The 4,237-nt window shown below is 51.2% G+C and carries 5 protein-coding genes and 1 pseudogene; all 6 read left to right on the top strand.

The features are described from left to right. Positions 1 to 536: hypothetical protein (locus tag H3001_RS18770; RefSeq protein ID WP_449579123.1), on the top strand; the 536-nt coding region annotated here is incomplete at its 5' end. 3 nt (positions 537 to 539) lie between these two features. Next, a complete protein-coding gene (gene traJ, locus H3001_RS18765) occupies positions 540 to 1,553 on the top strand; it encodes a conjugative transposon protein TraJ (protein ID WP_181215759.1) in 1,014 nt (337 codons plus the stop codon). A 20-nt stretch (positions 1,554 to 1,573) separates the two neighbouring features. Beyond that, positions 1,574 to 2,197 (top strand): conjugative transposon protein TraK, encoded by a 624-nt coding sequence (gene traK, locus H3001_RS18760; RefSeq protein ID WP_181215758.1) that lies wholly within the window; start codon positions 1,574 to 1,576, stop codon positions 2,195 to 2,197. Beyond that, a complete protein-coding gene (locus tag H3001_RS19825; RefSeq protein ID WP_394367820.1) occupies positions 2,194 to 2,502 on the top strand; it encodes a TraL conjugative transposon family protein in 309 nt (102 codons plus the stop codon). The genes traK and H3001_RS19825 overlap by 4 nt, the downstream gene beginning before the upstream one ends. Beyond that, entirely contained in the window at positions 2,444 to 3,748 is a 1,305-nt protein-coding gene (traM, locus tag H3001_RS18750; RefSeq protein WP_181215756.1) for a conjugative transposon protein TraM, read from the top strand. Before H3001_RS19825 ends, traM begins: the two co-directional genes overlap by 59 nt. A gap of 38 nt (positions 3,749 to 3,786) precedes the next feature. Next, a pseudogene (locus H3001_RS18745) lies at positions 3,787 to 4,119 on the top strand (DUF4138 domain-containing protein); the annotation flags it as partial. Positions 4,120 to 4,237 lie beyond the last annotated feature (118 nt).

The following is a 4,237-nucleotide window of genomic DNA, read 5'->3' as shown; positions in this document are numbered from 1 at the left end:
TGAATAGATTGATATTATTAGTAGAAAGCCGGATACGCGGAGACGTGTACGTCCGGTTTGGGGGCGAGCTTCCGAAAACCCACCGTAGTAATACGGCAGGGCGTTGGATGCTTAGCCTACCGCTCAAGGCCGTGAACAGTCTGGTGCGTGATGCCCGAAAGGTTCAGGAAACCATCCTGATGGTGGGTGACGTGTCGGATATCTATGTGACGAATTTCCAGAAGATGATGGGCGACGTGAACTTTTCGGCCAGGGAACTGGATGCCATCGCTTTCGGCTATACCCAGATTCTGAAGGAAAGCAACGGCGTGTTGCAGGACTTGAAACAGGTAGTCAACGTGAGTACGCTCTCCATGACGGACAAGGACCGCATGGATGTGGTGGACGAATGTTATCGCAACATGCGCCGATACCGTAACCTGGTGAGTTATTATACGAACAAGAATATCGCCGTAAGCTATCTGCGTGCCAAGAGGAAGAATGACTTGGACCGTGTCATGAAGCTCTATGGGGATGCAAATTCAAAATACTGGTAGCCTATGGTATTGCTGTCGATAGATTTTACCAATCTCCATGCCATACTGGAGAGCTTGTATAAGGAAATGATGCCCCTTTGCAGTGACATGATGGATGTGGGCAAGGGACTTGCCGGACTGGGAGCCCTGTTTTATGTCGCCGTCCGGGTATGGCAGTCGCTGGCACGTGCCGAACCGATAGACGTTTATCCCCTGCTGCGCCCTTTTGCCATCGGCATCTGTATCCTGCTGTTCCCGACACTGGTGCTGGGTACAATGAACAATGTGCTGGGGCTTGTCGTGCAAGGTACGCACAGTATGCTGGAGGAACAGACAATGGACATGGAAAAATACATGGAACAGAGGGACAGGCTGGAGAGGGAATCCATGTTGCGGAATCCCGAAACCGCCTATCTGGTCAGCGACGAGGAGTTTGACCGCCAGATTGACGAACTTGGCTGGAGCCCCGGCGACACGGCCGTACGTCTGGGCATGTATATGGAGGTGGGGGTTTACAATCTGGAAAAAAGTGTCAGGGACGCTTTCCGCAGCTTGCTGGAACTGCTTTTTGAGGCGGCTTCGCTGCTGATTGATACCGTCAGGACCTTTTTCCTTGTGGTACTTTCGATTCTCGGTCCGATAGCTTTCGCTTTCAGTGTGTGGGACGGTTTCCAGTCCACGCTTGCCCAATGGTTTACCCGGTATATTTCGGTTTACCTGTGGTTGCCGGTGAGCGACCTGTTCAGCTGCATGCTTGCGAAGATACAGGTGCTCATGCTCCAGAAAGACATCATCGAGTTGCAGAACAACCCCGACTATTCGATTGACAACTCCAACAGCGTGTATATCATTTTCATGCTTATCGGGATTGTCGGTTATTTCACCGTTCCGACAGTGGCGGGCTGGATCGTGCAGGCCGGAGGCGGAGGAAACTACAACCGCAACCTTAACAGGAGTGCCGTGAAGGGAGGCGGATTTGTCGCGGGTGCGGCCGGTTCCGCTTTGGGAAATATAGGAGGACGTTTGAGAGGCAAATAGAAAACAAGAAACAGTATTTTATGGAATTCAAGTCTTTGACAAACATCGAGAGCAGCTTCAGGCGCATCCGTACAATGCTTCTGGTCTTTGCCGGCTGTTGCACGCTTGTTACCGGCTATGCGCTGTGGAGCTCCTATCACTTTGCCGAAAAGCAACGGGAGAAGATCTATGTACTTGACGGAGGAAAGTCGCTCATGCTGGCCCTTTCGCAGGATTTGTCCCAAAACCGCCCGGCGGAAGCGAGGGAACATGTGCGGCGCTTCCATGAACTCTTCTTCGGGCTTTCCCCGCAGAAAGACGCCATCGAGCATAACATAAACCGTGCGCTGCAACTTGCCGACAAGAGTGCCTACCATTACTATGTGGATTTTGCAGAAAAAGGGTATTACAACCGGTTGATTTCAGGAAATATCAACCAGATGCTGCAAGTGGACAGTGTGGTGTGCGACTTTACGGGTTATCCCTACAAGGCGACGACGTATGCCAGACAGATGATTATCCGTGAAAGCAACGTGACGGAACGTTCGCTTGTAACGAGATGTGAGCTTCAGAACACCTCACGCTCTGACGACAATCCGAACGGGTTCATCATCGAACATCTGGTGATACTGGAGAACAAGGATTTAAGAAGTACGGAACGATGAAAGAAAAGAGCATTTTTTTGAAACGGGCAGACTTACGGTTAAGGCTGTTCTGCCACAGGCTTACGGAACGGCAGCGGATGTGCCTTCTTCTGGCGATGTTCCTGCCTTTTCTGGTGGGCTGCATCTGTACCATCGGTGCATCGCTGCATGATTTCGGCAGGAATGGCGGCAGTGGACCGGATACCGGACATATACTGCCGTTGGATTTGATAAAAGAAGAAACCAATGAACATTCACCCCAATTTTATGAAAATGGACATCCAGAAAATCAGGAAACAGTTAAGGATTCCCTCTACAGGGAATAAAAAGCCGCTGACGGAAGAACAGAAGCGCAAGCGGGCCAGATTCGTTGTCTATCCGCTGTTCGTCCTGCTGTTTGCCGGTTGTCTTTGGCTGATATACTCCCCTTCGGGGAAAGAGCTGGAGAGACAGACGGAAGGTAAGGGATTCAATACCAATATCCCTTCTCCCGAAGACCGGAAGATACAGGGCAACAAGGTGGAGGCCTATGAGAGGGAAGAGATGGCGGAAAAGGAAAAACAGCGTCATGGAACCTTCCAGGAAATGGCTTCACTGTTCGGCAAGGAAAAGAAGGATACGGTACGGATTCCCGAAATATCCGTGAAGCCGGAGAGGGAGCCTGAGAAAATGACGGTTTCACGCAGTTCGTCCCAATCTTCGGTAAATGCCTATCGGGACATGAACCGCACGTTGGACGGTTTTTATTCCGAAACCTATCAGGATTCGGAAAAAGAGGAACTGCTGAGGCGTATCGAAGAACTGGAGCGGAAGCAGCAGGACACCCCTGTAAAGGAGAGCGCGATGGAGGAGAAAATGGCACTGATGGAAAAATCCTATGAGCTGGCAGCCCGGTACAACGGGAAGACTGCCTCCTCACACGCTTCTTCGGTGGCGGACAAGAGGGAACATACGGCAGCCATGCCCGTGAAGCGGATGAGACACCAGGTGGTGTCCTCCCTTTCGAGACCGGTGAGCGACGAGGAATTCATCGTTACCTTTACGGGGGAAAGGAACACGGATTTCCATACCCCGATCGGTAAAACGCTCACTTCGGACAAGAATACCATCGGGGCATGCGTGCACGGAACGCAGACCGTGTCGGACGGACAGGCTTTGCGCATCCGTCTGCTGGAGCCGATGGTGGTGGATGACCGCTTCATTCCAAGGGGGACGGTGCTTGTCGGCGGAACACGTATTGAGGGGGAACGGCTGGATATACGGATTACCGCAGTGGAATACAAAGGGACCGTGCTTCCGGTGGAACTGGAGGTGTATGACGCTGACGGACAGCTGGGTATTCTTGTTCCGAACTCGATGGAATATGATGCCGCACGCGAGATAGCCGCCAATATGGGCAGCTCGATGAACAGCAGTATCAACATTTCCACCGATGCCGGGGCACAAATAGCCTCTGATTTGGGTAAAGGTGTGATACAGGGTGTGTCACAGTACATCACCAAGAAGATGCGCACTGTAAAAATTACCCTGAAAGCCGGACATAAGCTGTTGCTTCATTCTCCTGACCGATGAAAAGAAAACCATTATTCAACCTACAAGAAAAGCGTATTATGAAGAAGATTCTGATGATGTTTGCCCTTTTGACGGGCGTTTTGGCTGCCGGGGCGCAGCAGAGCAGCGGGGACTATTATGAGGGACTGACCAGAAAAATAGGTTTCAGCCAGATGATTCCCCCGCATGGGCTGGAAATAACGTATGACAAGACGGTGCATATCATATTTCCGGCTCCGGTAAAGTATGTGGACCTTGGTTCTACGGACCTTATCGCCGGAAAGGCGGACGGGGCGGAGAATGTGATCCGTGTGAAGGCCACGACACGAGATTTCAGACAGGAGACCAACATGTCGGTCATTACGGAAGACGGGAATTTTTACACATTCAGTGCGCCCATAATAGGGGCTTGATAATAATCACACTGGCAAGTGATTAGGTTAGTATTCCAATTAAGAAACCTATCCCAAACCGACTTATCCGAATGGGAAACCAAACGGGGAGTGAAGC

Source organism: Phocaeicola faecicola (genome assembly GCF_013618865.1).
In the GTDB taxonomy this organism is placed as follows: domain Bacteria; phylum Bacteroidota; class Bacteroidia; order Bacteroidales; family Bacteroidaceae; genus Phocaeicola; species Phocaeicola faecicola.
Note: the sequence above shows the minus strand (reverse complement) of the source record. Positions and strands in the feature narration are given on the sequence as shown.